We start from the raw sequence: 23,946 nt of genomic DNA, 5'->3' as shown, positions 1-23,946 counted from the left end.
CGTACACGGTGGATGCCTTGGCAGTCAGAGGCGATGAAGGACGTACTAACTTGCGATAAGCGTAGATGAGGCAGTAAGAGCCACTTGAGTCTGCGATTTCCGAATGGGGAAACCCAACTGCAGCAGCAGTTATCATTAACTGAATTCATAGGTTAATGAGGCGAACCGGGAGAACTGAAACATCTAAGTACCCCGAGGAAAAGAAATCAATCGAGATTCCGAAAGTAGCGGCGAGCGAAATCGGACTAGCCCTTAAGCTTTTACAGCGTTAGGTGAAGTGTCTGGAAAGGCACGCGAGAGAGGGTGATAGCCCCGTAACCGAAGGCGTTGTTTAAGTGAAAACGAGTAAGGCGGGACACGTGATATCCTGTCTGAAGATGGGGGGACCATCCTCCAAGGCTAAATACTCCTGACTGACCGATAGTGAACCAGTACCGTGAGGGAAAGGCGAAAAGAACCCCTGTGAGGGGAGTGAAATAGAACCTGAAACCGTGTACGTACAAGCAGTAGGAGCCTCTTTTATGGGGTGACTGCGTACCTTTTGTATAATGGGTCAGCGACTTATATTCAGTGGCAAGGTTAACCGATTAGGGGAGCCGTAGCGAAAGCGAGTGTTAACTGCGCGTTTAGTCTCTGGATATAGACCCGAAACCGAGTGATCTAGCCATGGGCAGGTTGAAGGTTGAGTAACATCAACTGGAGGACCGAACCGACTAATGTTGAAAAATTAGCGGATGACTTGTGGCTAGGGGTGAAAGGCCAATCAAACTCGGAGATAGCTGGTTCTCCCCGAAAGCTATTTAGGTAGCGCCTCGGACGAATACTACTGGGGGTAGAGCACTGTTAAGGCTAGGGGGTCATCCCGACTTACCAACCCTTTGCAAACTCCGAATACCAGTAAGTACTATCCAGACACACGGCGGGTGCTAACGTCCGTCGTGGAGAGGGAAACAACCCAGACCGCCAGCTAAGGTCCCAAATTACAGCTAAGTGGGAAACGATGTGGGAAGGCTCAGACAGCTAGGATGTTGGCTTAGAAGCAGCCATCATTTAAAGAAAGCGTAATAGCTCACTAGTCGAGTCGGCCTGCGCGGAAGATGTAACGGGGCTAAGCTGTAAACCGAAGCTGCGGCAATATGATTTATCATATTGGGTAGGGGAGCGTTCTGTAAGCCGTTGAAGGTGGATTGTAAAGTCTGCTGGAGGTATCAGAAGTGCGAATGCTGACATGAGTAACGACAAGGGGGGTGAAAAACCTCCCCGCCGGAAGACCAAGGGTTCCTGTCCAACGTTAATCGGGGCAGGGTGAGTCGACCCCTAAGGCGAGGCCGAAAGGCGTAGTCGATGGGAAACGGGTTAATATTCCCGTACTTGTTGTGAATGCGATGGGGGGACGGAGAAGGCTAGGTGGGCCTGGCGACGGTTGTCCAGGTTCAAGTGCGTAGGCTGTAGAGTTAGGCAAATCCGGCTCTACGATAGGCTGAGACACGATGTCGAGTCACTACGGTGATGAAGTCATTGATGCCATGCTTCCGGGAAAAGCCTCTAAGCTTCAGTTCACAAGAAATCGTACCCCAAACCGACACAGGTGGTCGGGTAGAGAATACCAAGGCGCTTGAGAGAACTCGGGTGAAGGAACTAGGCAAAATGGTACCGTAACTTCGGGAGAAGGTACGCTCTTGCTGGTGAAGTCCCTTGCGGATGGAGCTGATGAGAGTCGCAGATACCAGGTGGCTGCAACTGTTTATTAAAAACACAGCACTGTGCAAAATCGTAAGATGACGTATACGGTGTGACGCCTGCCCGGTGCCGGAAGGTTAATTGATGGGGTTAGCTTAGGCGAAGCTCTTGATCGAAGCCCCGGTAAACGGCGGCCGTAACTATAACGGTCCTAAGGTAGCGAAATTCCTTGTCGGGTAAGTTCCGACCTGCACGAATGGCGTAATGATGGCCACGCTGTCTCCACCCGAGACTCAGTGAAATTGAAATCGCTGTGAAGATGCAGTGTACCCGCGGCTAGACGGAAAGACCCCGTGAACCTTTACTACAGCTTGGCACTGAACATTGAGCCTACATGTGTAGGATAGGTGGGAGGCTTTGAAGCAGTCACGCTAGTGATTGTGGAGCCGACCTTGAAATACCACCCTTGTATGTTTGATGTTCTAACTTGGCCCCGTTATCCGGGGTGAGGACAGTGCCTGGTGGGTAGTTTGACTGGGGCGGTCTCCTCCCAAAGAGTAACGGAGGAGCACGAAGGTGGGCTAATCACGGTTGGACATCGTGAGGTTAGTGCAATGGCATAAGCCCGCTTAACTGCGAGAGTGACGGCTCGAGCAGGTGCGAAAGCAGGTCATAGTGATCCGGTGGTTCTGAATGGAAGGGCCAATCGCTCAACGGATAAAAGGTACTCCGGGGATAACAGGCTGATACCGCCCAAGAGTTCATATCGACGGCGGTGTTTGGCACCTCGATGTCGGCTCATCACATCCTGGGGCTGAAGTCGGTCCCAAGGGTATGGCTGTTCGCCATTTAAAGTGGTACGCGAGCTGGGTTTAGAACGTCGTGAGACAGTTCGGTCCCTATCTGCCGTGGGCGTTGGAGAATTGAAAGGGGCTGCTCCTAGTACGAGAGGACCGGAGTGGACGAACCTCTGGTGTTCGGGTTGTGATGCCAATCGCATTGCCCGGTAGCTAAGTTCGGGATCGATAACCGCTGAAAGCATCTAAGCGGGAAGCGAGCCTTGAGATGAGTTCTCCCTGGCAGTTTAACTGTCCTGAAGGGTTGTTCGAGACTAGAACGTTGATAGGCAGGGTGTGTAAGCGCTGTGAGGCGTTGAGCTAACCTGTACTAATTGCCCGTGAGACTTAACCATACAACACCGAAGGGGTTTTGTGGCTCAGTAGGAATAATTTGATTGTGTAGAGAACAAAAACAGCTTTCCGAATTTTAAGAATTTGCTTGGCGACGATAGCGTTTTGGACCCACCTGATTCCATGCCGAACTCAGTCGTGAAACGAAACAGCGCCGATGGTAGTGTGGGGTCTCCCCATGTGAGAGTAGGACATCGCCAGGCTTTAATTGTTTATCTTGGTTCTTGTTTGCATCTAATCTGCTGCACACTCCCCAAGATAACCTAAATAAAGCAGTTGTTGGTAAGACTTTATTTAGAGCGAGATACCAGTGGAGCGGTAGTTCAGTTGGTTAGAATACCGGCCTGTCACGCCGGGGGTCGCGGGTTCGAGTCCCGTCCGCTCCGCCACTGATTTGAAGACCTCAGCAGCAATGCTGGGGTTTTTTCGTATCTGACGGAGAGATTGATTCCTGTCACTTTAGCGGCGGGTGAAAGTAGCGCGGTTGTTCAGTGGGTTAGCCTTTCTTTTTTAAACAAAGTGGCCATTAATCAGGTTACTCGTCTTTTTACTTGGAGATTACAAATGGCTAGCGGTGGCGCATCAGTCACCGTGAGTATGGTGAGAAGTAGTGACTATTTTCTATTGGATAGAGAAATAGTCACCGAAGTAGATTTTGCTCTCGAAAGAATAACTGAGGGATTAATAGAGTTCCTTTAATTTTCGAGTCAATGTATTTCGCCCCCATCCCAGTACTTTTGCTGCATCCTGCTTATGCCCATTAGTATGGTTTAATGCCGCTTCCAAAAGAATTCGCTCAAATTCAGGCAAAGCATAAGATAGGAGATCCGTCTCTCCGGCGGACAGGGCTGTTCTTGCCCAAGCATCTAATTGTTTCTGCCAACTGGTATCATTGTCGAATTCAATATTTTTCTTTTCTGACAGCAGTTCTGAAGGTAAGTCATTCGGAAGAACTTCGGTACCACTTGCCATAACAGTTAGCCAACGACACATGTTTTCTAACTGCCGCACATTACCCGGCCAATCGAGACGATTCAGAATCTCCAATGATTTGGGATGCAAGGTTTTCATCTCCACACCGAGTTCTTTGGCTGCAAGAGCTAAAAAATGTTTAGTTAGCTTCTCGATATCCTGACGACGCTCTCTGAGTGCTGGGATTTGAATTCTGATGACATTCAAACGATGGAACAGATCTTCCCGGAACTTACCTTGATGAACCAGTTTCTCAAGATTTTGATGCGTTGCGGCAACGATTCGTACATCCACTTTGATCGCTGAATGTCCGCCAACACGATAAAATTGTCCGTCGGCCAGAACTCGTAGTAATCGGGTCTGAATATCGAGTGGCATGTCTCCTATCTCATCCAGAAAGAGTGTCCCGCCATTGGCTTGTTCAAAACGCCCCTGTCGGACGTTGTTGGCACCGGTAAATGCTCCCTTTTCATGACCGAATAACTCCGACTCAATCAAATCCTTTGGAATTGCTGCCATATTTAAGGCAATAAATGGCTTCTGCGCGCGTGGACTATGCCGATGCAAAGCATGAGCAACCAGCTCTTTTCCTGTCCCTGATTCGCCATTGATCAAGACAGAAATCGAAGAACGTGAAAGACGTCCAATAGCCCTGAATACTTCTTGCATGGCCGGAGCCTCGCCAATAATCTCAGGGGTATCATCTGTATTTGCCAGACGACCTGACTGATCTTTTCGCTGTTCTTGGCCGTGAGCAATGGCACGTTCGACTAATGTCAGTGTTTCATCAACATCAAAAGGTTTGGGAAGGTATTCAAAGGCCCCCTTTTGATAAGCATTTACCGCAGCATCTAGATCAGAATGGGCCGTCATAATGATGACAGGGAGCTCTGGTGAGCGAGAGTGGACTTGATGTAACAGCTCAATACCATCGATCCCTGGCATACGTATGTCGGATACTAATACGTCAGGTGATTCTCTTTCCAAAGCCATCAGAACACTTTCTGCATCGGAGAACGTTTCACATTTGATGTTGGCTGAAGACAGGGTTTTTTCCATCACCCATCGAATAGAGCTATCGTCATCGACAACCCATACGTATCCTTTACTCATAATCAGTATTCCTTAAACAGCATCTGTCACTAACGTTTGCGAAGTGTTAAAAATTTTTGTTCCGTACATGGTTCTTTCATTGGTTAATATTCTTGAACGGATCATGATTAATTTATCGGCAGATAGATGGTAAAAACGGTCCGTCCCGGCCAGCTTTCAACCTCGATCTTGCCATTATGTTGATCAATTAAATTCTGAGAAATCGATAATCCCAGTCCGCTACCACCTTCTCTTCCACTGACCATCGGATAGAAGAGCGTATCTTGCAGCTCGTTTGGAATTCCTGGTCCGTTATCAATGATTTCAATTCGGGCAACAAGCTTGTGCCGTTGTCCATGTATATTAGCTTGGTGCACTGTTCTGGTGCGAAGTGTGATTTTACCATGTTGTTGTGATGACAAAATTTGTGCAGCATTACTAACAATATTCAGTAGTGCCTGCTCAATTTGATCCACATCCATCATAATATTGGGCAAACTTGGGTCATAATCACGTTCAATCACTAGGTGAGAACGTGAATCGAGTTCGATCAATTGACGGACTTTCTCGAGGATTAAGTGCAAATTTTCAGATCGTTTTTTCCCTGGTTTTTGTGGTCCAAGTAGTCGATCAACCAAAGATCGGAGTCGGTCAGCCTGTTCAATAATAATTTGGGTATATTCTGTCAGACTTTGATCCGGGAGCATCCTTTCTAACAATTGTGCCGCTCCTCTCAGTCCCCCCAATGGATTCTTAATCTCATGAGCCAATCCCCGTACAAGTAACTTTGCGGCCTGTTGTTGGGCATGCTGGTTTAATTCCTGACTCAGACGGCGCTGTTGACCTATTTTCCTCATCTCGACTAACAACATTAATTTTTTCTGCCAAGTTAATGGGCTAACCGTGACCTCTAGCATCAGGGGTTTACCATCAACCACAAATGTTACGTCACTGTCAGTAATACTTTGGCCACTCTGTAATGGTTGTGAGAGAAGCGCTAGATCAAGAGATGCATGTTGGATTAAATTGGATAGAGGTTGGTTGATAATCCGCTTGGCACTTTGTGAGAATAACTGTTCTGCTGAAGGGTTCGCATAGCGGATACATAAAGACTCATCCAGTATTAGTGTGGATGTCACAATATTATTTAATATTGTTGTACTAAGTTCACTACTCATGAGTGGTTACCATGTTCCAAAATGACGCATTGCACAAAAATGGTGCGTTGATAGAATGAGTATGGCTAACTAAGGGATAAATACAAGTCTCTCTTCTTTGAAATCAGTCAGATCAACAACGCTTTGAGTCCAATTTCACGACAACTGTAGCCATGGTTTATTACATTAAATATGAATGCAATTATCTTGCCTGATATGCTCTTTATTTGTGAGGTTTGCTAAAAGATTTATGATTATATTTCAATAAGTAATCTTCGGTTGGTATAAAAAAGCCCGCTAAAAGCGGGCCTGATAATATGAGTATAAAATGCAGACTTATACAGAGTAGTACATGTCGAATTCAAGTGGGTGAGTCGTCATATTGATGCGAGTCACATCATCTGATTTCAGAGTGATATAAGAATCGATGAAATCATCAGAGAATACACCGCCGGCAGTTAAGAACTCACGATCCGCATCTAACGCTTCCAATGCTTGTTGGAGAGATTCTGCAACAGTTGGAATTTGTGCTGCTTCTTCTGCTGGCAGATCATACAGGTCTTTATCTGCTGAATCCCCAGGGTGAATCTTGTTCTTAATGCCATCTAGACCCGCCATCAGCATTGCAGCAAAAGCCAGATATGGGTTGGCTGTTGGATCTGGGAATCGAACTTCGATACGACGAGCTTTCGGGCTTGGTACTACAGGAATACGAATTGATGCGCTCCGGTTACGTGCAGAGTAAGCAAGCATAACTGGCGCTTCGAATCCTGGGACCAAACGCTTGTATGAGTTTGTTGAAGCATTTGCGAATGCGTTGATTGCGCGAGCGTGTTTAATGATACCACCGATGTAGAACAACGCTGTTTCAGACAAACCGCCGTACTTATCACCAGCAAACAGGTTGACACCGTCTTTTGCCAGAGATTGGTGACAGTGCATACCAGAACCATTGTCTCCGACAAGTGGTTTTGGCATGAAAGTCGCAGTTTTACCAAATGCATGAGCAACGTTATGGACAACGTACTTATAGATTTGGATTTCATCTGCTTTCAATGTCATAGTATTGAAACGGCAAGCGATCTCGTTCTGACCTGCGGTTGCAACTTCGTGGTGGTGCGCTTCAACAACCAGTCCCATTTCTTCCATAATCAGACACATTGCACTACGGATGTCCTGAGATGAGTCAACAGGAGCAACAGGGAAGTAACCCCCTTTAATTCCCGGACGGTGACCTTTGTTACCGCCTTCGACCTCTGAGCCAGTGTTCCATGCAGCTTCGATGTCATCGATTTTGTAGAAAGAACCAGACATGCTAGTTGAGTATTTTACATCGTCAAACAGGAAGAATTCTGGTTCAGGACCAAATAGAACTGTGTCCGCGATACCAGTAGAACGCATGTATTCTTCAGCACGTTGTGCGATAGAGCGAGGGTCACGATCATAACCTTGCATCGTTGTCGGCTCTAAAATGTCACAACGGATATTTAATGTGGAGTCTTCTGTAAATGGGTCTAAAACAGCAGTTGAGGCATCTGGCATCAAGACCATGTCAGATTCGTTAATTCCTTTCCAGCCGGCAATAGATGAACCATCAAACATTTTACCTTCTTCGAAGAAGTCAGCATCGATTTGGTGAGCAGGAATAGAAACGTGTTGCTCTTTACCCTTTGTATCTGTAAAGCGCAAATCAACAAACTTAACTTCGTTTTCTTGGATCAGCGATAGAACATTTTCTACTGACATCTTGGACAACCTCCAGTGTTAAAAAATCGGTAAAAGCTCGACTTGGTTTAAGCATCAATTAACTTTGTGTTCATCACGTTAACTGAAGCTAAAACTTTACTAGCCAAAATCGTGCCATGATTAAAAATCCTTTTAATTCAATGCATTAATAAGATAATGAGCTTTCAGTTATCAATCATTGCACTAAAATGATTTGCGTAATGCACTATTGTGGTGCGATTTAATTTGAGTTGCACCAATAGTTGCCAAACGCCTCTCTATTCAGCCCTATGAATAGGCAATTTGTCAAACGGCATTTGATGGTTTTTTCTGCTTTCTGGTCGTGAAAAATTTTGATCACAACTGTTTTTTGAACATGATGGATTCCAAAGGCTAAACTATAGAAGAGTGACTTGATGTACGAATAGAAGAAATAAGCTTGTTTTAGATCACATATTTCTGGGCATTTCTTCAAAATCTGGTACATTATTGAGCGTTTTTTTTATCCCGAAATCCAGTTACATCAAAGAGCGGGAATTGAACTTTGACAATGATGATGAATCCATGACTACACCACAGATTGATAAACTAAGAAATATTGCGATCATTGCGCACGTTGACCACGGTAAAACGACCTTGGTTGATAAGCTATTACAACAATCCGGAACTTTACAGTCTCGCGGTGAAGTTGAAGAACGAGTCATGGACTCGAATGATATTGAGAAAGAGCGTGGAATTACAATCCTAGCTAAGAATACAGCGATTAACTGGCACGATCACCATATCAATATCGTTGACACCCCTGGACACGCGGACTTCGGTGGTGAAGTTGAGCGTATTATGTCTATGGTTGACTCTGTTTTGCTTATCGTTGATGCCGTTGACGGTCCAATGCCGCAAACCCGTTTCGTCACGCAAAAAGCATTTGCGCATGGTTTGAAACCTATTGTGGTTATTAACAAAATTGACCGACCAGGCGCTCGTCCTGATTGGGTAATGGATCAAGTATTTGACCTATTTGATAATCTAGGTGCATCAGATGAGCAATTAGATTTCCAAGTGGTTTACGCTTCAGCGCTAAACGGCTGGGCTTCGCTAGAAGAAGGCGAAACAGGCGAGAATATGGAACCTCTTTTCCAAACCATCGTTGATAATGTCGCTTCACCTGATGTTGATCTGGATGGGCCGTTGCAGATGCAAATTTCCCAGTTAGATTATAGCTCTTATGTCGGCGTTATCGGTGTTGGTCGAGTTACGCGCGGAACCGTTAAATCGAACCAGCAAGTGAGCATTATTGGTGCAGATGGTAAGAAGAGAAACGGTAAAGTTGGGACGGTTCTCGGTTATCTGGGGCTGGAACGACACGAAGTTGAGCGTGCTACAGCTGGTGACATTGTCGCCATTACTGGTCTGGGTGAGTTGAAAATCTCAGATACTATTTGTGATGTGAACAACATTGAAGCGTTGCCGGCACTTTCAGTTGATGAGCCGACAGTAACGATGACTTTCCAGGTCAATACCTCACCGTTTGCTGGTAAAGAAGGGAAATTTGTCACATCTCGTAATATTCTGGAGCGCTTGGAAAAAGAGTTGGTTCATAACGTTGCGCTGCGTGTTGAACAAACAGATGACCCAGACAAATTCCGAGTATCCGGTCGTGGTGAACTGCACTTGTCGATTTTGATCGAGAATATGCGTCGTGAAGGCTTTGAACTCGCAGTTTCTCGCCCTGAAGTTATTCTGAAAGAAGAGAATGGCCAGTTACTTGAACCTTTTGAAGTGGTGACTATTGATGTGATGGAAGAGCATCAAGGTGGCATCATGGAAAATATCGGTATCCGTAAAGGTGAGTTGAAAGATATGTCTCCGGATGGCAAAGGTCGCGTTCGTATGGATTTCGTCATGCCTTCTCGTGGCTTGATCGGCTTCCAAACGGAGTTTATGACACTGACTTCCGGTTCAGGTCTGCTTTACCATACTTTTGATCATTATGGTCCACACAAAGGTGGCTCTATTGGGCAACGTAATAATGGCGTGTTGATCTCTAACGCGACAGGTAAAGCTCTTACCTACGCATTGTTTAACTTGCAGGAGCGTGGGCGCCTATTCGCTGAACACGCTGATGAAGTTTATGAAGGGCAAGTGATTGGTATTCATAACCGTTCAAATGATTTAACTGTAAACTGTTTGAAAGGTAAGCAACTGACCAACGTTCGAGCTTCTGGTACTGATGAAGCACAGGTTCTATCTCCCGCGATTAAATTCACACTAGAGCAAGCGATAGAATTTATCGATGATGATGAGCTGGTTGAAGTGACACCTGCGAGTATCCGAATTCGTAAGAGACATCTTACTGAAAATGATCGTAAAAGAGCACATCGTGGTGGAAAATAAGTCGTTATAGACTGATGATGTGATAGAGGCGGAACATGTTTCCGCCTTTTTTATTCGCGGGAGGAGATAGTCACGCGGTTAATATCCTGCTAGTCTGCTAACCTAAATGCATATTCTTGCTCAATTGATATAGAAAAGGGATGAGATTATTCCCCTGACTCATATATCATCTCCAAACAACGGTTTTGTCATCTATAAAATCACCACGGTTTGCTGATGAGGTATCTGTATTGAATACAAAAAAAATCATCGATACTGGCGCCGCTTTTTTCCGATACTTATGGCGTCGGGTTCTTCACGATCGAATTCAGGTCAATGCTGGATATCTGGCTTATATCTCGTTGTTGTCCTTTGTTCCGATGGTGACGGTTTTACTGTCGGTATTATCTGCGTTTTCGGCTTTTAATGATGCCGGAGAAGTGATTCAATCGTTTGTTATTACTCATTTCTTGCCAGCTGCGGGTGAAGTGGTTAATCAGGCATTGCATGATTTTGTGTCGAATACGAGCAAAATGACGGCGTTGGGGGGATTATTCTTATTTGTCGTTGCACTGACGCTGATTTCTAATATTGATAAAATGTTGAATTACATCTGGCGGGTTCATCAGAAGCGCCGCTGGGTTTTCTCTTTTTCAATGTATTGGATGGTTCTGACGTTAGGCCCGTTTCTGGTTGGGGCAAGTCTTGCTGTGACATCCTACATGACATCTCTGAACTTGCTCTCCAATGAAACTTTGCACGGATTTTCTCAGTGGGTGCTCAGAAGACTGCCATTCTTACTCTCGTTTGCTGCATTTACCGGTTTGTACGTTCTGGTTCCGAATAAAAAAGTCAAGTTAGGCCATGCCTTATCAGGGGCGTTAGTGGCCGCGTTACTGTTTGAAATCAGTAAATCAGGATTTGCTGCCTATATTACACACTTTCCCTCTTATCAGGTTATATACGGGGCATTGGCCGCGATTCCGATTTTATTCATCTGGGTTTATTTATCTTGGTTGATTGTCTTATTAGGAGCAGAAGTAACGGCCTCATTGGGTGAATATGAATCTTGGCATGAAGACATGTTAGAATCCGATGAATCGACTGATGATAATGGTGGAGAAAAAGGAACACGTCGTGATCGCACTGATTCAGAGAGTAAGTGAAGCTTCCGTCACTGTGGACGGTTCGGTTGTGGGAAATATTGGGCAAGGATTGCTGGTATTGCTGGGGGTTGAAAAAGATGACGATGAAGCTAAGGCTAAACGTCTGGTTGAACGGGTGACGACCTACCGAGTGTTTGAAGATGAACAGGGAAAGATGAATCTCAATGTTCAACAAATCGGGGGGGAAGTGTTAGTGGTTTCACAATTTACCTTACCGGCAGATACGAAAAAGGGAACACGCGCTGGATTTTCTCGTGGTGCGGCACCCGTAGATGCTGAGCGCTTGTACGATTATTTCGCTGAGCAGTGTGCAAGTGTCCTTCCTACAGAGAGAGGACGCTTTGCTGCGGATATGAAAGTTGCGTTGGTGAATGATGGACCGGTGACCTTCTGGTTACAGGTTTAATCAATAAGATAGGGACAATTCATGTTTAAGATTATTAGTCCTCAGACGGAGAACCAGCTGAATAAATACTATTTATTTCGCTGGCAAATGCTACGTGAGCCGTGGCATTTGCCGTTAGGATCAGAACGGGACGAATATGACCCAATGAGTCATCATCGGATGATTGTCGATAGTCGGGGGCGCCCTATGGCTGTCGGCCGCTTGTACATTACTCCTGACTGTGAAGGACAGATTCGTTATATGGCGGTGAAAGCGAATCGCCGGAGCCGGGGGATGGGATCACTGCTCTTGGTGACATTAGAGTCACTCGCCCGTCAGGAAGGTGCGAAACGGCTGGTATGTAATGCCAGAGAAGATGCCATTGCTTTTTATGAGAAGAATGGCTTTGAGCGTCGAGGTGAGTTGAGTGATGAACGTGGCCCTGTTCGGCATCAACAGATGGTGAAAACACTGGATCCGATGGCAAATGTTCAGCGCAAACCGCAGTGGTGTTCTGAGTTGCAGGCTCGTTGGGAGAACCAGATCCCGATCAGTGAAAAAATGGGTATCAAGATCAATCAGTACACCGGCTATCAGTTTGAGTGTTACGCACCGATGAACCCCAATATCAATCCGCATAATACGATGTTTGCCGGTTCCGCTTTCACCTTAGCAACGCTGACAGGGTGGGGCATGGCATGGTTACTGATGCGGGAGCGTAGTCTTTATGGAGACATTGTGATGGTCGATAGCCGTATTCGTTATCGGCAGCCGATTTTGGATAATCCGGTCGCTGTGACCTCATTAGATGATATTAGTGGTGATCTGGATCGTCTCGAGTCTGGGCGTAAAGCTCGAATCATCGTCAATGTGACCATCAAAAGCGGGGAACAACCTGCGGTTCAGTTTGTCGGAACATACATGTTGATCCCGAATTATAAGTCTTTAATCGGTCGCTGAATGCGGTGTTTCTTGCATGGAACCAGCTTCGGGCTGAGAGTCAAGTGGCACTGTTTCTGATGGTTTTAGTAAGTTGTAATGTGTTTGCTTTTCCCCAGTGATAACCGACAGGGTTAACGAGCCGGCTTCAGATTGAGTCAAATCCCAATGACCACTGACGGTCGCATTGAGATCGTCGGCTTTTAGGTGAACTTCAGGAATGGTGATTTTTCCTCGATCTCCGGTAATTTGCATGGCGTCTACCATAAAGTCTCTTGGTTGATCATCGCTATCAGGTAGCTGGAGTTGACCATTTCTGATATCCATATTCAATAAGCCACTTAAAGTGTGATTGATAATCACGGAGTCTCCGGAAAGCCCCTGGGCTGAACCTGACAGGTCAGCAAGCCCTTTCATACGGAGTGGAAGATGTTTGAACAGGTTCAGGGGGAGGCTATCCGCGTCAACTGAAAACTGCCATGGCGCACCTTTCAATCCATATTGCCATTGTCCTTTGGCGGTCAGATATCCTTTAGTAGAGAAAGGAAAAAATAGTCGATCCAATATCCAGTTATTCTCTTGACTGTGCATTTCGACTAATCCTTGGGATACCATGAACTTTCCATAGCTCAGGTTATTGACGGAAACCCTCGCATCACCCTGCCATAATCCCCACCGTTGAGCATTGAGCAGTTGAGCCTGATCGATATCCGTATTGATCCCTGATAATTGCCAATAAGGCTGGTGGGCAAGCTGGATAATCTGACTATTACGAATTTTCAGCTGTTTGACGTTCACTTGTTTAAATGATGGGATGAGAGATGCAAGCCAAGTGAAGTCAGGCTCAGAACCCGACTCGATAAACATTTTCATGCTTTGGATCTGTAAATCCCGGATAGTCATTGTCTCCGGTGTCATTGAGCCGGACGCATGGAGTTGGCCATCCATGAGTGTTGAACTAAAGTCATCAACATCTAACTGACCGGGAGTCAAGATGAGGTTGATACTCGGTTCTACCCACATCATTTTATCGAGGACAAGACTTTCTGCATCCAATGAGAGCTCTGCATGAGTCTGTTGCCAGAGCGGTTCAGATGCGGTCGGACGAAAGTCAGTGAGAGATAAGTCGAAATTATTGAGCTGAATACGTGGCATATTGAGTTGGCTGTTTAACAAGTCAAGTCGATCAATTTGCGCAATGTGCTTTTCAATCAGATCTCTGAATTTATACGATAGTTGCTGAACTTGGGACAGAGACAAGTTCAATTTGTCCGTAGTTAGGTTTTCGATTGACCAGAGTCTTCCGTTGGTTTTTCCTTGCAAAGAAAGTGAAGCGCCTCGCCATTTTGCAGTCAGGCTATCAAGCTGACTCTGTTGTGGTTGATGACTGCCGGTGATGAGTAGGTCGGTGAGTGTCTCCCCCTGCCACATGATCTGAGACGCATACAGCTGGATATCACCATAAGGCAGATAGGCGTTTGTCTTATTCCACGTCGGGTTTTGAATTTGCACATTGAGCCCGTGAATCGTCAGATCGTCAGCGGTTGCAACTGAAAGGTTGCGGATAGCGAGCTGGTTGATTTTTAACATCTCTAATGGTGTCGGGAGAGATGCTTGCTCGCTGTCTACTGTGAGACCATCAATGAGCACACTGTCGAATGCGAGCTGATTGAGAGTGCTCTGATAAGGATTGAGCCAAACATCCACGGTTTGGATCGGTGTCAGTTGCTGAGACAGTGTGACGTGTTCAAATTTCAGATGGAACGGATATTGGTAGCTGATTTTCCGGGCATGGAACTCAGGGAACCCTATTTCTTGAATGGTCCATTGAGCAATAGGTGTGATATAGCGAGACTGAATAATCACGATCCCGACGGTGATCCCTATCAGGATGAGTAGAAGACATATAAGGAATACCCGGATAATACCTGTTTTCATTTTTTAAGACCATTGGTTCATTCGGTCTAACAGATTGGAACAAAAATCGCTTTGCTTCAACAAAATTCGTACTATCAAAAAAAAGCCCCTGAAATAGGGGCTTACTGATATTTTTAATGGCTCATTAGTCGATTTGTGGTCCGGCTGAAATAAGCGCTTTGCCTTCATCATTATCGGTGTACTTATCAAAGTTTTTCACGAAACGAGAGGCGAGGTCTTTGGCTTTACTTTCCCATTGCAGAGCATCGACATATGTATCCCGAGGATCGAGAATCTCAGGGTTCACGTTCGGTAATGAAGTTGGGACTTCAAGGTTAAAGATTGGGATAGTTTTGGTTGGTGCCTTCTCGATCGAACCATCAAGAATGGCATCAATGATTGCCCGAGTATCTTGAATTGAGATCCGTTTTCCTGTGCCATTCCAGCCTGTATTGACGAGGTACGCTTCAGCACCGGCTGCTTCCATACGCTTGACGAGCACTTCCGCATATTTGGTTGGATGTAATGTCAGGAATGCAGCACCGAAACAGGCGGAGAACGTTGGTGTCGGTTCAGTAATACCTCGTTCTGTACCCGCTAATTTTGCGGTGAAGCCGGAGAGGAAGTGATACTTGGTCTGCTCAGGGGTCAGTTTAGAAACCGGAGGCAGAACACCGAACGCATCAGCCGACAGGAAGATGACTTTGCTTGCATGTCCGCCTTTCGATACAGGCTTAACGATATTATCAATATGATAAATCGGATAAGAAACACGAGTATTTTCCGTTTTGGATCCATCATCGAAATCAACAGTACCGTCAGCATGCACGGTGACGTTTTCAAGCAATGCATCTTTGCGAATGGCATGGTAAATATCAGGCTCAGCTTCTTTGGATAGTTTGATGGTTTTTGCATAGCATCCGCCTTCAAAGTTGAAGACACCATCATCATCCCAGCCATGTTCATCATCGCCAATCAGCGCTCGTTTGGGATCCGTCGATAATGTAGTTTTCCCTGTACCGGATAGACCGAAGAAAACTGCGACATCGCCATCTTTACCCATATTGGCAGAGCAGTGCATTGACGCAATGCCTTTGAGTGGTAAGAAATAATTCATCATGGCGAAAATACCTTTTTTCATTTCGCCACCGTACCAAGTTCCGCCAATCAGCTGCATTTTCTCTGTCAGATTAAAGACCGTAAAGTTCCCTGAGTTCAGGCCATGCGCGTTCCAGTTAGGATTGGTACATTTTGCACCATTCATCACCACAAAATTGGGTTCGAATGTTGTCAGTTCTTCATCACTCGGGCGGATGAACATGTTTTTCACAAAGTGTGCTTGCCAAGCAACTTCCGTGATAAAACGAACACAAAGACGAGTGTCGGGGTTGGCTCCACAGTAACCATCGACCACAAACAACCGTTTCCCGGAAAGCTGTTTGGTGACTAGCTGTTTCAGATCGTCCCAAACTGCCTGAGTGATGGGTTTGTTATCATTTTTTACTGTGTCAGACGTCCACCAAAAATTATCTTTTGTGGTGTCATCTTTCACTATGTACTTATCTTTTGGGGAACGGCCGGTAAAAATACCGGTGTCAACAGCAACCGCGCCTAATTCGGTTAAGATGCCTTTCTCATAACCTTCTAAGTGAGGTGCAGTTTCTTCGTCAAATAACTGCTCATAACTAGGGTTATGAATAACTTCGGTGACATCGGTGATGCCATAGGAGGTAAGATCCATATTTGCAGCCTTTATTTGTTCCATTACGGTCATAGGTGCTCCTTCGTAGGAATTGTAGAGATTTTGTAAGAATTCTTTTATGTAATCTATACGCCATGCTAACAACGAGAACCATCGAAAACAGGGAGATGGTTCAAAAAACACTCACATTTCCTATGAGTATTTAGGTGTCTCGTCACATATCTGGGCAAGTTATTCTAACGTATAGAGACTAGTTTAGACTAGGTGATAGAAATTATTAATTTATACAAATTAAGTGTTGATAAAATGTTGGTTTTTATGGGGGAAATGGTTTTTTGTGTCGCGGGTTTATTAATTAAGCCAGTTTTTCAACTGGCTTTAAAGTACGAAAGAATTGCTTAATAATAAGCGGAAATTAATGAATGGTTTTGTTTTGTTCCATCGAGCTGTAACGTAACTCCTTGATATCGTTTTCATCAAACTGATAATCCGTTCCGCAGTATTCACAATGGAGCGCAATGATAGGGTTTTCTGCCAGCATTTCTTTTACTTCTTCTTCTGGGAGCGTGATGATCGCTGCACCACACCGCTGCCGGGAGCAACCACAGTGGAAAGTCACTGGCTGAGGGTCAAACAGTCGAACCGTTTCTTGATTGTATAAGCGATAGAGTAATTCATTGGCTTCTAGAGAAAACAGTTCTTCATCTTTAATCGTATCGGTTAACCGTTCAAGATGCTCGAAATCATCCGGAGAACCGATGCCATCCGGCATGATTTGTAAGAGCATTCCTGCTGCGCAGAGCTTCTCTTCTGATTGTCCTGTTCTAATCCATAACCGTGTTTTCAACTGTTCTGACTGTTCAAAATAAGTTTCCAGAACATCTGCCAGGCGGTCACCGTCCAAAGCAACAATCCCTTGATATCGTTCACCTTTATTTGGGTCGATGGTAATCACTAAGTGTCCGTCTCCCATCAATTGATGTAGCGTCGCATCCTCAGGAATATCGCCTTTCCAACGGGCAACGCCACGGAGATTTTGTTCATGATCACCATTGAGGACGGCTAGAGATACGGGGCCATTGCCCTGAATCTGCATGGTAATTGAGCCTTCAAACTTGAGGGTCGCAGTTAAAAGGGAGGTTGCAACGAGTAACTCTCCCAGCAGAGATTGAATCGGTGCCGGATATTCCTGACTGGACACGACTTGTTGGTAGACGTCATCCAGTTGTACCAGTTCGCCACGTACTGATAACTCGTCAAACAGGTAACGATTTAACATATTGCTTGCCATGAAGGAAACTCCAGCTTTGCTCTTTATTGATGTTTAAATTTGATGATATCGCGTCGTTGCTTTTTATCGGGACGCTTATCCGGACTCGGGTTATGCGCATTCAATTTGCGTTGCATCGCATGTGCTTCGCGTTTTTGAATACTTGCAGCCGTTTCTGTATACAAGGTTTGAGCTTCGGGCGCACCTCTGCGTTGGTCCGATATTTTGTCAATAATGACAACTTTTTCTTCTTGCCCTTGTCTAAGCGTGACAGTTGCTCCGACTTCTACGATTTTACTTGGTTTAGACCGTTGCCCATTATAGTGGACTTTACCACCGTCAACCATATTTCTGGCAATCGAACGGGTTTTATAAAATCGCGCAGCCCAGAGCCATTTATCAAGCCGTATCGGTTCTTCACTGGAACTCATCGCAAAATCGTCCTCTGAATATGTTGTTTTACTCAATAATAAAAGGGTAAATGGTGGTTTATACCTAGATTTTCAAGAAAATGATGAAATTTGAGTATAAAACAGTGGATAGTAAAATGGGTGTGTTATATTAGTCAGGATCTTAATATGGTGTAGCAGAATTGATTACACCGATTAATCAGGGATAAATTCAAAGGGTTAGAGATTGCCACACGTTGAGACACTAAAGAACTCAGTACCTGCGTTATTCATGTCTTTATTGCGTTCTTTCATTCACTATCAATCATTGTTCAGTACCATTATTTCAGCAGGAATATGGTTGGTTGCTGTCTGGATATTCGGTCAACTGGTCTGGGCACCATTTGATACAATGCAGGTTCAGTCATGGAAGCCTCCTTCTTCTCATGAAGCTCGAAGTTCAACAAATAACTTTGACAGCGCATTTGTGAAAGAAAAACAACTTTTTGGCCAATTACAAAAGCAGAGTGATAAGCCAGTTGTTCAAGAGCATGTCGTTAATGCCCCGAAAACAAAATTAAATCTAAAGCTTGTTGGTGTTGTTGTAAGTGATAACAACACTGAAGATCTTGCCATTATTGATTATAAAGGTGTGCAGGCAACTTACGGATTGAAGGAACGAATTGAAGGGACTCGAGTGACGCTGGAGTCGGTTTTGAATGACCGGGTGATTATCCGTAATGCTGGCAGAAGCGAAACGCTTATGTTGGAAGATGTGGAATACAGCCGTCTGGAAAGCTCTGCGAATCAGCCTCATTCCGTGGTGAACAACCCGTCTCCGGATGACTTCATGAATTATGATACAGGAGAGATCAGTACTCAGCCGGAGCGGTTGGCTGAAATCAAACATGAAATTGCGGAGAATCCGCAGACTTTGTTCCAATATGTTCGTTTGTCTCAAATGAAGCGTGACGATGATATTCTTGGTTATCGCTTGAGCCCCGGACGTTCACCGGAGTTATTTCAATCTGTCGGATTACAGAATGGTGATATTGCCGTTGCATTGAATGACGTCGACTTAAGAAAGGAAAATGCAATGTCAGATATCTCCTCCGTTTTATCAGATCTTTCGAATGTAAAAATTACAGTAGAAAGAGATGGACAGACTCATGATATATATATTCAATTTTAATGCAGCGTCGCTAGGCATTGAGGGAGTGAAGACGTGAAGTATTGGCTAAAAAGAAGCGCATGGTTGTTACTAGGAAGTATGATGCTTTCTCCGGCAGCTTTGGCGAACGAGTACAGTGTCAATTTTAAAGGCACTGATATTCAGGAATTTATTAACATTGTCGGTCGTAACTTACATAAAACAGTTATTGTTGATCCTTCTGTACGAGGAAAAATCGATGTACGGAGTTATGACACGCTCAATGATGACCAATACTACGGTTTCTTTCTGAATGTTTTGGAAGTCTATGGTTTTGCCGTAGTTGAAATGGACAACGGTGTTCTGAAAGTCATTAAATCCAAAGATGCAAAAACCTCTGCAATCCCTGTATTGGACTCGTCCAGTAACACGGATGCTGACAGTGTCATTACCCGGGTTGTTTCTGTTCACAATGTTTCCGTTAAAGAACTATCTCCGCTGTTGCGTCAGTTAGTGAACAACGCAGGTGCCGGTAATGTGGTTCATTATGAACCTGCGAATATCATTTTGTTGACCGGACGTGCTGCTGTGGTTGATCGTTTGGCTCAGATTATCGAACGGGTTGATCAAGCCGGAAACACCGATATTGATGTGGTGACGTTGACCAATGCGTCAGCACCGGAAATTGTGCGGATTGTCAGTGCTCTCGATACCAATAAAGAGACGAGAAGTCTGCCTCAAATTCTCCAGCCGCAAGTCGTCGCTGATGATCGTACCAATTCGATTTTGATTTCCGGTGATCCGAAAGTCAGGAAACGGATCGTCCGGTTAATCAAACGGCTTGATATTGAAATGGCGACCAAAAGTAACCATCGGGTTGTTTATCTGAAGTATGCGAAAGCTGAAGATTTGGTCGATGTGTTGAAAGGTGTTTCAGATAATATTCAGTCGGAAAAGCAAGGCGAGCAAAAGTCAGCTCCTTCGAGCCGATCTGACGTTACAATTGCCGCACACAAGGATACCAACTCTCTGATTCTCAGTGCCCCACAAGATATTATGAAACCTTTACTGGATGTCATCAGCCAATTGGATATTCGTCGGGCTCAGGTACTCATTGAAGCTCTGATTGTCGAAATGTCTGAAGGAGAAGGGATTAACCTCGGGGTACAATGGGGATCGATTGAAAGTGGATCGGAAATCCAGTTTGGTAATAGCGGCGCTTCCATCGGTAAGGTGATGGTTGGTCTGGAAGAAGCGAAAGAGCAGAATAGCACTGAGTATTACACCGATAATAATGGCAATCGAAGACCTTATACGACCACAAAATCTGGGAGTTATAAGTCGTTGTCTGAGGCGCTAAGTGGTGTAGAAGGCGCAGCGGTCAGCATCGTGATGGGCGATTGGACATCTCTGATCAGTGCGGTTTCCAAAGACTCTAGTTCAAATATTCTGTCGTCACCGAGTATCACAGTTATGGATAATGGTGAAGCCTCATTTGTGGTGGGTGAAGAAGTCCCCGTACTGACTGGGGCAACGTCAAGCTCAGGGAATGACAATCCTTTCCAAACCGTGGATCGAAAAGAAGTCGGGATCAAATTAAAGGTTGTTCCCCAAATCAATGAAGGGGATTCGGTTCTACTCAATATTGAGCAAGAAGTATCGAATGTTCTGGCCGCTGACGGCGCTGTCGATGTCCGCTTTGCCAAACGGCAGTTGAACACTTCGGTGATGGTTAAAGATGGTCAAATGCTGGTCTTGGGCGGCATGATCGATGAGCGTACTCAGGAAAGTGATTCTAAAGTTCCCATACTTGGGGATATTCCTCTGCTGGGGTACCTATTCCGTTCAACCAGTACCAAAGTTGAGAAACGAAATCTGATGGTCTTTATCAAGCCGACGATCATTCGTGATGGTATGACTGCAGATGGTGTGACCCAGCGGAAATATAACTTCATCCGGGCTGAGCAGCTTGTTAAAGCAGAGAGAGGTCTGAAATTGATGGGTGATAAGAAAACGCCGGTGATCCCTGCATTTAATTTACAGAGTCATTATCCGGAAGAATTACAGGCATTTCTCGAGCAGGTTCCTAAGGATCAAGATCAGGAGTAGCGTTGTGCAGCGTTTACCTTTTAGTTTCGCCAACCGGTATAAGCTCGTATTTGACGCCTCACATGAAGATGAGAAACCCCATCTCTATTATGTTGAGCCGGTATCTATCGCGGCTTTGGTTGAGGCCAAGCGGGTGTTGCAAAAGTCGTTTGAGCTGGTGGCACTTTCTGAAGCTGAGTTCGAGTCAAGGCTTACGAAGGTTTATCAGCGTGATACGTCCGAAACTCGCCAGTTAATGGAAGATCTCGGTGCAGATAATGATGATTTCTTTGCCCTCGCGGAGGAACTGCCCAATAATCAGGATTTGTTGGACTCAGATGATGATGCGCCGATTATCAAGCTGATTAATGCCATGTTGAGTGAGGCTATCAAAGAAGAAGCTTCCGATATCCATATTGAAACTTTTGAAACATCTTTATCGATCCGTTTTCGGGTCGATGGCATGTTACGTGAAGTTTTATCTCCCAGCCGTAAACTAGCCCCTTTATTGGTCTCGCGTGTGAAGGTGATGGCAAAGCTGGATATTGCGGAAAAACGGGTACCTCAAGATGGCCGTATTTCGCTGAGAATCGGTGGGCGGGCTGTCGATGTCCGTGTTTCTACCATGCCTTCGTCGCATGGGGAACGGGTGGTCATGCGTATTTTGGATAAAAATGCGACTCAAATGGATCTCTATAGTTTGGGAATGACCGAGAAAGTTTTCGTTCGGTTCCGAGAGCTGCTTCAGCGACCGCATGGCATTTTATTGGTGACGGGGCCGACCGGTTCTGGTAAATCGACGACGCTTTATGCCGGCCTACAAGAATTGGATCGGAATGAGAAAAATATTCTGACGGTTGAAGATCCAATTGAGTTTGATATTGATGGCATCGGTCAGACGCAGGTGAATCCGAAAGTCGATATGACTTTTGCCCGAGGGCTAAGAGCTATTCTACGTCAGGACCCTGATGTTGTGATGGTCGGAGAAATCCGGGATTTGGAAACGGCACAAATTGCTGTGCAGGCATCTCTCACCGGGCACTTGGTACTTTCCACATTGCATACCAATACCGCGATTGGCGCGGTAACGCGTCTGAGAGATATGGGGATTGAATCTTTTTTGGTGTCATCATCACTCGTTGGTGTGCTGGCTCAGCGGTTGGTTCGTACGTTATGTCCCGATTGTAAGCAGCCATTTGCGGCCGAGAAAGAACAACGTGAGCTCTTCGATGTTCAAGATGATGAACCTCTGACACTTTACGCCCCAAAAGGGTGTGAGAAATGCCATTACAAAGGTTATCGGGGACGGACAGGGATTCATGAGTTATTAGTGATTGATGAGAAAGTCAAATCACTGATCCATACCGAAGCTGGTGAGCAGGCGGTTGAACAGCAAGTCCGTGAGTCATGTCCAAGTATTCGTATGGATGGGTTGAACAAGGTTCAGGCTGGGATCACAACGCTTGAAGAAGTGTTGCGGGTCACTGAGGAGGTCTGATGGCTGCATTTGAATATCAGGCACTTGATCTCAAAGGAAAACGTAAGAAAGGTGTGATCGAGGGGGATAGTGCCCGCCACGTTCGCCAACGCTTGAAAGAGCAAGGACTGACTCCAATTGCTGTTCAGGCCACGCAAGCTCAGAAAAATAATCAAACGCAAAGTAGCACAACGTCGTGGAAAAGAGGCATTGGGGCGACGGATCTTGCGCTGTTAACCCGGCAAATGTCGACATTACTCCAGTCAGGAATGCCGTTGGAAGCGTGTTTGCAAGCGGTGATTGAACAGACAGAAAAACCACGGATTCGCAGTGTTCTCACACGGGTCCGGTCAAAAGTGACTGAAGGTTTTTCCTTAGCCGATAGTATGGCCGATTACCCCCATATCTTTGATGGTTTATTTCGTTCCATGATTGCTGCAGGAGAGAAGTCAGGGCACTTGGATATGATTCTGAATCGATTGGCGAGTTATACCGAAAATCGGCAGAAAATGCGCTCAAAGCTCTTACAGGCGTTGATTTATCCCATTGTTCTGGTTGTTTTTGCGATCACGATTGTGGCCTTTCTTTTAGCTGCTGTCGTGCCCAAAATTGTCGGGCAATTCATCCAAATGGGGCAAACCCTTCCGACATCGACTCAGCTTTTGTTAAATATGAGTCATTTTGTTCAGGAATGGGGTTGGCTGGTTTTATTGCTGGCTTTAGCTGGAGGGGCATTCATCCGGTCTGCTTTAAAACGACCGCATATCCGCTTTGCATTTCATCGTAAGCTGATGAGTGTGCCCATGATCGGTAAAATTGTTCGGGGTCTGAATACCTCTCGTTTTGCTCGAACACTGGCAATATGTTCTTCGAGTAGTATTCCGATTCTTGATGCAATGCTTGTTGCCAAAGATGTTGTGGAAAACACGTACATGAAACAGAAAGTACAGGAAGCGGCCGAATCAGTCCGGGAAGGGGCGAGTATTCGTAAGTCTCTGCAACAAACTAAGCTTTTTCCTCCGATGATGCTTCATATGATTGCCAGTGGTGAACAGAGTGGTGAATTGGAGAGGATGCTGATTAGTGCCGCTGATAATCAGGACGAACAGTTTGAAGCAACGGTTAATATTGCTTTGGGATTGTTCACCCCCATGTTGATTGCATTAATGGCCGGATTGGTTTTATTTATTGTGATGGCAACCCTAATGCCGATTTTAGAAATGAACAATTTAATGACGCGCTAGTCTTAGCTGTTCATTGGTTAGGAAACGTGA

The 23,946-nt window shown here is 45.3% G+C and carries 15 protein-coding genes, 1 tRNA gene and 2 rRNA genes; 11 read left to right on the top strand and 7 right to left on the bottom strand.

Going from position 1 to position 23,946, the window contains the following annotated elements; translation table 11 throughout:
• The 3 genes from VRK_RS18575 (at position 1) to VRK_RS18565 (ending at position 3,259) form a co-directional block, all read left to right on the top strand.
• Positions 1–2,872 (top strand): 23S ribosomal RNA (locus VRK_RS18575).
• Positions 2,873–2,957: 85 nt separating this feature from the next.
• A 5S ribosomal RNA gene (gene rrf / locus VRK_RS18570) occupies positions 2,958–3,073 on the top strand.
• Between the two features lie 109 nt (positions 3,074–3,182).
• Positions 3,183–3,259 (top strand) — tRNA-Asp (locus VRK_RS18565).
• Between the two features lie 292 nt (positions 3,260–3,551).
• Here the strand turns inward: VRK_RS18565 and glnG are convergent.
• From glnG to glnA, 3 genes are all read right to left on the bottom strand, one after another.
• Positions 3,552–4,955, bottom strand: a complete 1,404-nt coding sequence (gene glnG, locus VRK_RS18555; protein WP_059122992.1) for a nitrogen regulation protein NR(I) — start codon at positions 4,953–4,955, stop codon at positions 3,552–3,554.
• Positions 4,956–5,062: 107 nt separating this feature from the next.
• Complete coding sequence (glnL, locus tag VRK_RS18550) at positions 5,063–6,112, bottom strand: nitrogen regulation protein NR(II) (protein WP_059122991.1); 1,050 nt, start codon at positions 6,110–6,112, stop codon at positions 5,063–5,065.
• 315 nt (positions 6,113–6,427) lie between these two features.
• Positions 6,428–7,837, bottom strand: a complete 1,410-nt coding sequence (gene glnA / locus VRK_RS18545) for a glutamate--ammonia ligase (RefSeq protein WP_059122990.1) — start codon at positions 7,835–7,837, stop codon at positions 6,428–6,430.
• Positions 7,838–8,380: 543 nt separating this feature from the next.
• Between glnA and typA the strand changes: the two genes are divergently transcribed.
• The 4 genes from typA (at position 8,381) to VRK_RS18520 (ending at position 12,700) form a co-directional block, all read left to right on the top strand.
• Positions 8,381–10,210: a translational GTPase TypA gene (gene typA, locus VRK_RS18535; RefSeq protein WP_059123228.1), complete on the top strand. Its 1,830-nt coding sequence runs from the start codon at positions 8,381–8,383 to the stop codon at positions 10,208–10,210.
• 230 nt (positions 10,211–10,440) lie between these two features.
• On the top strand, positions 10,441–11,355 hold the full coding sequence (locus tag VRK_RS18530) for a virulence factor BrkB family protein (RefSeq protein ID WP_059122988.1): 915 nt from the start codon (positions 10,441–10,443) through the stop codon (positions 11,353–11,355).
• Entirely contained in the window at positions 11,327–11,761 is a 435-nt protein-coding gene (gene dtd, locus VRK_RS18525) for a D-aminoacyl-tRNA deacylase (protein ID WP_059122987.1), read from the top strand. Before VRK_RS18530 ends, dtd begins: the two co-directional genes overlap by 29 nt.
• Before the next feature lie 21 nt (positions 11,762–11,782).
• The gene (locus VRK_RS18520; protein ID WP_059122986.1) at positions 11,783–12,700 is read left to right on the top strand and encodes a bifunctional GNAT family N-acetyltransferase/hotdog fold thioesterase; all 918 of its coding nucleotides are present in this window, start codon (positions 11,783–11,785) and stop codon (positions 12,698–12,700) included.
• Here VRK_RS18520 and VRK_RS18515 read toward each other — a convergent pair.
• From VRK_RS18515 to hslR, 4 genes are all read right to left on the bottom strand, one after another.
• A complete protein-coding gene (locus VRK_RS18515) occupies positions 12,686–14,617 on the bottom strand; it encodes an AsmA family protein (protein ID WP_059122985.1) in 1,932 nt (643 codons plus the stop codon). The genes VRK_RS18520 and VRK_RS18515 overlap by 15 nt on opposite strands.
• Before the next feature lie 124 nt (positions 14,618–14,741).
• The gene (gene pckA / locus VRK_RS18510) at positions 14,742–16,370 is read right to left on the bottom strand and encodes a phosphoenolpyruvate carboxykinase (ATP) (RefSeq protein WP_059122984.1); all 1,629 of its coding nucleotides are present in this window, start codon (positions 16,368–16,370) and stop codon (positions 14,742–14,744) included.
• A gap of 343 nt (positions 16,371–16,713) precedes the next feature.
• Positions 16,714–17,589: an Hsp33 family molecular chaperone HslO gene (hslO, locus tag VRK_RS18505; RefSeq protein WP_059122983.1), complete on the bottom strand. Its 876-nt coding sequence runs from the start codon at positions 17,587–17,589 to the stop codon at positions 16,714–16,716.
• A gap of 23 nt (positions 17,590–17,612) precedes the next feature.
• Complete coding sequence (hslR, locus tag VRK_RS18500; protein ID WP_059122982.1) at positions 17,613–17,999, bottom strand: ribosome-associated heat shock protein Hsp15; 387 nt, start codon at positions 17,997–17,999, stop codon at positions 17,613–17,615.
• A gap of 250 nt (positions 18,000–18,249) precedes the next feature.
• On the opposite strand from hslR, the gene gspC reads away from it, so the two are divergent.
• From gspC to gspF, 4 genes are read left to right on the top strand one after another with little or no spacing between them, the layout of a single operon-like run.
• Positions 18,250–19,149: a type II secretion system protein GspC gene (gene gspC / locus VRK_RS18495; protein ID WP_059122981.1), complete on the top strand. Its 900-nt coding sequence runs from the start codon at positions 18,250–18,252 to the stop codon at positions 19,147–19,149.
• Between the two features lie 33 nt (positions 19,150–19,182).
• Positions 19,183–21,216, top strand: a complete 2,034-nt coding sequence (gspD, locus tag VRK_RS18490; RefSeq protein WP_059122980.1) for a type II secretion system secretin GspD — start codon at positions 19,183–19,185, stop codon at positions 21,214–21,216.
• Positions 21,200–22,693, top strand: coding sequence for a type II secretion system ATPase GspE (gene gspE / locus VRK_RS18485; protein ID WP_059122979.1), 1,494 nt, complete (start codon positions 21,200–21,202; stop codon positions 22,691–22,693). Before gspD ends, gspE begins: the two co-directional genes overlap by 17 nt.
• Positions 22,693–23,916 (top strand): type II secretion system inner membrane protein GspF, encoded by a 1,224-nt coding sequence (gspF, locus tag VRK_RS18480; protein WP_059122978.1) that lies wholly within the window; start codon positions 22,693–22,695, stop codon positions 23,914–23,916. Before gspE ends, gspF begins: the two co-directional genes overlap by 1 nt.
• The last annotated feature ends 30 nt before the right edge of the window (positions 23,917–23,946 follow it).

The sequence above is a fragment of the Vibrio sp. MEBiC08052 genome, assembly GCF_001506075.1.
Taxonomy (GTDB): Bacteria; Pseudomonadota; Gammaproteobacteria; order Enterobacterales; family Vibrionaceae; genus Vibrio.
Note: the sequence above shows the minus strand (reverse complement) of the source record. Positions and strands in the feature narration are given on the sequence as shown.

Coding starts and splice junctions, on each gene's coding strand:
- VRK_RS18515 (WP_059122985.1), bottom strand. CDS start 14,617: ATGAAAACAGGTATTATCCGGGTATTCCTTATATGTCTTCTACTCATC.
- hslO (WP_059122983.1), bottom strand. CDS start 17,589: ATGGCAAGCAATATGTTAAATCGTTACCTGTTTGACGAGTTATCAGTA.
- pckA (WP_059122984.1), bottom strand. CDS start 16,370: ATGACCGTAATGGAACAAATAAAGGCTGCAAATATGGATCTTACCTCC.
- glnL (WP_059122991.1), bottom strand. CDS start 6,112: ATGAGTAGTGAACTTAGTACAACAATATTAAATAATATTGTGACATCC.
- typA (WP_059123228.1), top strand. CDS start 8,381: ATGACTACACCACAGATTGATAAACTAAGAAATATTGCGATCATTGCG.
- glnG (WP_059122992.1), bottom strand. CDS start 4,955: ATGAGTAAAGGATACGTATGGGTTGTCGATGACGATAGCTCTATTCGA.
- hslR (WP_059122982.1), bottom strand. CDS start 17,999: ATGAGTTCCAGTGAAGAACCGATACGGCTTGATAAATGGCTCTGGGCT.
- VRK_RS18520 (WP_059122986.1), top strand. CDS start 11,783: ATGTTTAAGATTATTAGTCCTCAGACGGAGAACCAGCTGAATAAATAC.
- gspC (WP_059122981.1), top strand. CDS start 18,250: ATGTCTTTATTGCGTTCTTTCATTCACTATCAATCATTGTTCAGTACC.
- gspF (WP_059122978.1), top strand. CDS start 22,693: ATGGCTGCATTTGAATATCAGGCACTTGATCTCAAAGGAAAACGTAAG.
- glnA (WP_059122990.1), bottom strand. CDS start 7,837: ATGTCAGTAGAAAATGTTCTATCGCTGATCCAAGAAAACGAAGTTAAG.